Origin of the sequence: Arsenophonus sp. ENCA (assembly GCF_002287155.1) — a bacterium.
Taxonomy (GTDB): Bacteria; Pseudomonadota; Gammaproteobacteria; order Enterobacterales; family Enterobacteriaceae; genus Arsenophonus; species Arsenophonus nilaparvatae.
Genome location: NZ_NHNG01000378.1, coordinates 1 through 3,989, shown reverse-complemented (window position 1 = coordinate 3,989; position 3,989 = coordinate 1). Strand labels below are relative to the sequence as shown.

At 35.3% G+C, this 3,989-nt stretch carries 8 protein-coding genes and 1 pseudogene; 2 read left to right on the top strand and 7 right to left on the bottom strand.

What is annotated here, in order from left to right; all coding sequences use genetic code 11:
- On the top strand, positions 1 to 305 hold a 305-nt coding region (locus CBG25_RS09925), incomplete at its 5' end, for a transposase family protein (protein ID WP_290603625.1).
- Between the two features lie 37 nt (positions 306 to 342).
- Here the strand turns inward: CBG25_RS09925 and CBG25_RS09920 are convergent.
- Positions 343 to 519: a hypothetical protein gene (locus tag CBG25_RS09920; protein WP_290606382.1), complete on the bottom strand. Its 177-nt coding sequence runs from the start codon at positions 517 to 519 to the stop codon at positions 343 to 345.
- 11 nt (positions 520 to 530) lie between these two features.
- Positions 531 to 1,007 (bottom strand): hypothetical protein, encoded by a 477-nt coding sequence (locus CBG25_RS09915; protein WP_290606380.1) that lies wholly within the window; start codon positions 1,005 to 1,007, stop codon positions 531 to 533.
- 252 nt (positions 1,008 to 1,259) lie between these two features.
- On the opposite strand from CBG25_RS09915, the pseudogene artM reads away from it, so the two are divergent.
- A pseudogene (gene artM / locus CBG25_RS09910) lies at positions 1,260 to 1,457 on the top strand (arginine ABC transporter permease ArtM); the annotation flags it as partial.
- 326 nt (positions 1,458 to 1,783) lie between these two features.
- Here the strand turns inward: artM and CBG25_RS09905 are convergent.
- The 5 genes from CBG25_RS09905 to CBG25_RS09885 form a co-directional block, all read right to left on the bottom strand.
- The gene (locus CBG25_RS09905) at positions 1,784 to 1,999 is read right to left on the bottom strand and encodes a hypothetical protein (protein ID WP_290606378.1); all 216 of its coding nucleotides are present in this window, start codon (positions 1,997 to 1,999) and stop codon (positions 1,784 to 1,786) included.
- Positions 1,963 to 2,211 carry a hypothetical protein gene (locus CBG25_RS09900; protein ID WP_290606376.1) on the bottom strand — a complete coding sequence of 83 codons (249 nt, stop codon included), beginning with the start codon at positions 2,209 to 2,211 and terminating at the stop codon, positions 1,963 to 1,965. The genes CBG25_RS09905 and CBG25_RS09900 overlap by 37 nt, the downstream gene beginning before the upstream one ends.
- 371 nt (positions 2,212 to 2,582) lie before the next feature.
- Entirely contained in the window at positions 2,583 to 3,077 is a 495-nt protein-coding gene (locus CBG25_RS09895; RefSeq protein WP_032116305.1) for a YbjN domain-containing protein, read from the bottom strand.
- 131 nt (positions 3,078 to 3,208) lie between these two features.
- Positions 3,209 to 3,541 carry a DUF1418 family protein gene (locus CBG25_RS09890; RefSeq protein ID WP_290606375.1) on the bottom strand — a complete coding sequence of 111 codons (333 nt, stop codon included), beginning with the start codon at positions 3,539 to 3,541 and terminating at the stop codon, positions 3,209 to 3,211.
- A gap of 185 nt (positions 3,542 to 3,726) precedes the next feature.
- A partial coding sequence (locus CBG25_RS09885) for a transposase (RefSeq protein ID WP_290603799.1) occupies positions 3,727 to 3,989 on the bottom strand: 263 nt, incomplete at its 5' end.

Genomic DNA, 3,989 nt, shown 5'->3' with positions numbered 1-3,989 from the left:
ATATAATTCGCCATATTCCTCCTGAGGTAACCATCTGGGCAGATACCGGTTTTCAAGGTATAGATAAACAGCATCCTAATACACAAATCCCAAAAAAAGGAACTCGAAAAAGACCTTTATCGCCTGAACAAAAACAAGAAAATAAAATAATCTCGGGCATCCGTATTACAGTTGAACACGCCATCGCGGGTATCAAGCGCCTCGGTTGCATGACCCAAATTTTACGGAATCGTAGACCCTTTATTGATGATACCTTCTTACTCCTTAGCGCAGGTCTTTGGAATTTCCATCTCAGAACAGCGTAAAATTTACTTCAATCACCGAAACACCCTTATTTCACTATTAAGCAACACGCTTAATGAACTTACCACATGATTGGCCGTCAATAAGCTCTTGATAAAACTCATCACTTATTGGCATCGCATCTTCTGGCCATCCATTAATCGATGTTTCATAAATTGATTTTAGAGATGAAATATAGAATCCATTTGTTTGTGCGCTATAGAAGTAATTTTGCATAAATTTAACCATTAATGTCCAACAGCAGTCCAGTAGATTGGGTAATTAGAGATTACATTGTGGTTAGAAACTTTTGTTGCGACGAAGAAAGATGAATTGCTAACAGGGTGCCCGAAAGCATTATCTACCACATCACCTTGTGCATCAGCATTACTGGCCATCACATTAAAACAGGCATGGGGGAATGTGAGTGGAAAATTATGCGTTACATTTGTGTTTCCTACATATCCCCATTGCATAATAATGCCCGTCTCACCGCATCGCCACCACCCGTCTCTAGAGACGTTGGACGTATTGGCGCGGGCAATAATCCAGCCACTCAACGCCCCACCCCAAACTGGGCCAGTAATATCACCATTTTCATGATAAGTGGCCATTCTACCTCCCCATGAAATAGTCAAATTTTGCCCTAATGTGACACCGCCGTTGACGGTTCCACCGGTACGTTTATCCAGTGCATTTTTTGCACAATCTACCGTTTCTAACAAACCAAGGTTTTATGTAATTAAGGATTTGGTTATAATTTAGCCAATAGCTGGCAATTACAAGGCTTTTACACGAGTTTCGCACAGGCATATAAAGTTCTAAAAATATCTAAAATAATGTTTTATCCGTAAGATATTTTATAATATAAAATATATATTTATTTCAATAACTTATGTGTTAATTAGCAATTTTTGCGAATTATATATTATGTCGAATTGAACTTAAAAATAACTTGTTTATTTGTTGGTGCGAAACTCGTGTTTAAAAGCACTTCACTAGCAAGCACCATAACGCTATTAGAAATTATGGGATATAGCCAACAAATTTTTGGCCAAACTTATAATGTCGATGTTTTTATTGCAGCGGGAATTATCTATTTATGCGTGAATGGCATTTTGACTTTATTAATGCGTTGGCTTGAACAATACACTTTATCTTTTGAAAAAATTTAACCAAATAAATCTAGCCTTCTAATAAAGAAAACTATATTTATGGTAATTTTTTAACTAATTACGCAAAGACTTGATGTGTTCAATGTATGCTAATCTTTAACGTCTAAAATCTATAATATGTAAGATATCAATAACACTGAACACCACTTGATAAACATTTTTTTGTTTAATGTAATATAACCATCAACAGACTGAGGGTTTTTACAATTAAAATAATCACTCCATTTTGTAAAATAGCAAACCACCCTAGCTATTAAGAATAAATGGCGGACTAAATATATTGCCTTATTCGTTTATGTAACTCAGCTGGAGAGATTATTTTTATACTATATCTCTTTTGTATATTTTGTTTGTATTGGACATATTTCAGCCATTGTTTTTCCTTGTGCTAATTTACCGTCTAAATTAATTGGATCTGGTAAAAACTCAGGAAAAATTTTTGTTTCAATACCTTTACCGGCCGCTTCTTCTAATTCACTTAGAGTAACACTGCCACCACCAAACGCTAAAAAACATCCATTTTTACTTGCAACGTATACCATATATGAATCACCAGAATCATCCAAAACTTTCCAGCTGTTATAATGCCAAAAGTGCTTACCCCTAAATTTTTAGCAATATCATAGACACAGCCAATACCTTCAGGAGTCGCGCCGGCAACAATAAGTAAATTATGAATCCCATGCTCATCAATATTTTGTTTTATCTCTTTTGTTATATAGTCTTGTAATTTTTCTGTATTTTCATATCCCATGCTAGAAAATCCACTAAAAACCATCACAAATTTATTGTCGATTTTTTTTATCGATTTCTACTTTTATCGGATCAAAATCAGGACTGGAAGCAACGGAAGATTCAATATTATTGACACTAGCAGATTGCGATGAACTGATCATATTCTAATTCCTTTTAGAAAGCGGTTATTATTCGAATATTATTTGGTAGATAAAGTGCAAACGAAGCGGTTAATAGGGATAAAAAGAATCTAGCAAAATAGCCAGGCCTTTTAAAGTAATAAATAGTCTGAGATTTATTGTTATTCTTTTAATCTTCATAAATGTAAAATAGATAATCCATTATCCATCCACATGAATGGCAGATGCCGATTGCATCTATTTTTATAACTTAATGTAGCAGAAAACGGGCAGGTAAAGGTCGCTCTGATAGCTCTTCATCGTCAATATCTTCTTGACCACTATACAGCAGATCATTGTTATAAACTTCAAAAATAATAGCCGCCATCTGCTCTTCTGCTTGCTGAAGGAAACTGGAGAATTGATTACAAGTCATGCCAGCTAATAACGAAAAAGATTGACTAACCACTAGTTTAGGCAAATTTTCATCATTAATTTCCATAAATGCTTTTGCTGTTAATGAGCTGGCATTAATTTGGCTTAAATTTGCTAATAGAGTAATAATCGATGTCGGTTTGAGTTCAGCCAAAACAGAGAAAACTAATATGTTTTCAACAATATCAACTTTAGCATCGAAAATACCATCAATATTTTGCATATGTGGCAAATGCAATGCCTGACAATTATCACATTCAAAATATGAAGTTTTGAGTTGAACAAGCCACTCTCGCAATTTAGCTATGTCAGGGAAACAAATCGAATCCATTAATTAACCTTATTTTACACAAAATACCAACAATTTTACCTAAGAAAATTCGCTATCTATCATCTTAAACCAAAAACAAACCATATTTTATCATGTTAAATCATATTTAACGAGCCATTCCTACTCACAATTTAATCCATCTTACGATGATTGTACTGCTTAGCTTTTAGCTTGCGTTGGTGATGTTCCGAACTATTTTTTTGTTGGTCAATGCCGAAAAAACTAAGCTTAGGCAGTGCCCGACAAACAATATGAACGATGGCCGGTATTATACAACCAATTGCTAGCATAATCATAGCAAGCAAAACACCTTTTTTCATAAATAAAGCAGCTAATTCAATATAATTATTTATCACTAAATAGACCAATAACAATAATAATAATAAACCAATAACTTCGAGTATTATCACAAATTTAGGCATATCACCGAAAGAACGCATAGCGGATAATTTTTTTTTGCTCATAACAATCTATGTTTCCTGTTAAAAAACACTATTCTGTTATATTAGGTAATTGGGCACCTCGAAAAACTCAAGATTTTCAATTAACCCTTGGCTTTCATTCTAAATAATTAGATTTTTTTTGATTATCACGTTACTGATTCTATCGCACATTGCCCTGGCTAGGGCCATTTGACCCATTCTGGGCGTCAGAAAGCCACGATGCACGCGCTCTGGAAGTACGCCAACCGCTTTAGGTTGTAACATGCTGCCATCATCGTCATGGCAAAATTAGCGCGCACCTGTCCAATGGTGCGGATCAGTTTTCTACCCATTTGTTCCATCGCCGCAAATGCATGTTCAACCCGTGCCCTAGTCTTTGCAATCCTGTGGTTTCGCCCTTGCTGAGTCTTGGACAACGGTTTGTTTCGATGGCCTTTACGCTGAATCTGGCTCCTATAGCCGTTTGCCT

Coding starts and splice junctions, on each gene's coding strand:
- CBG25_RS09890 (WP_290606375.1), bottom strand. CDS start 3,541: ATGAGCAAAAAAAAATTATCCGCTATGCGTTCTTTCGGTGATATGCCT.
- CBG25_RS09905 (WP_290606378.1), bottom strand. CDS start 1,999: ATGGTATACGTTGCAAGTAAAAATGGATGTTTTTTAGCGTTTGGTGGT.
- CBG25_RS09900 (WP_290606376.1), bottom strand. CDS start 2,211: ATGGGATATGAAAATACAGAAAAATTACAAGACTATATAACAAAAGAG.
- CBG25_RS09920 (WP_290606382.1), bottom strand. CDS start 519: ATGCAAAATTACTTCTATAGCGCACAAACAAATGGATTCTATATTTCA.
- CBG25_RS09895 (WP_032116305.1), bottom strand. CDS start 3,077: ATGGATTCGATTTGTTTCCCTGACATAGCTAAATTGCGAGAGTGGCTT.